The organism is Micrococcus sp. GbtcB5 (assembly GCF_019091605.1).
GTDB classification, from domain to species: Bacteria; Actinomycetota; Actinomycetes; order Actinomycetales; family Micrococcaceae; genus Micrococcus; species Micrococcus luteus.
Genome location: NZ_JAGXJK010000258.1, coordinates 1 through 257, shown reverse-complemented (window position 1 = coordinate 257; position 257 = coordinate 1). Strand labels below are relative to the sequence as shown.

Here is a 257-nt window from a genome sequence, read left to right as displayed (position 1 = left end):
ATGGAGGCGCAGGAGCCGCTCGGCGAGGACCGCGGCGTCATCGTCAACACCGCGTCCGTGGCAGCCTACGCCGGGCAGATCGGCCAGATCGCGTACTCCGCCTCCAAGGGCGCCGTGGTCGCGCTGACCCTGCCCGCGGCCCGCGTGCTCGCCTCCTCGCAGATCCGCGTGGTCACGATCGCCCCCGGCCTGGTGGAGACGCCCATGATGGCCGGCCTGCCCGGGGCCGCCCGCGCGGCGCTGTCCTCCAAGACCCC

The 257-nt window shown here is 75.1% G+C and carries 1 protein-coding gene; it reads left to right on the top strand.

From position 1 onward, the window contains the following. On the top strand, positions 1-257 hold a 257-nt coding region (locus tag KVS67_RS12265), incomplete at both ends, for an SDR family NAD(P)-dependent oxidoreductase (RefSeq protein WP_217565474.1).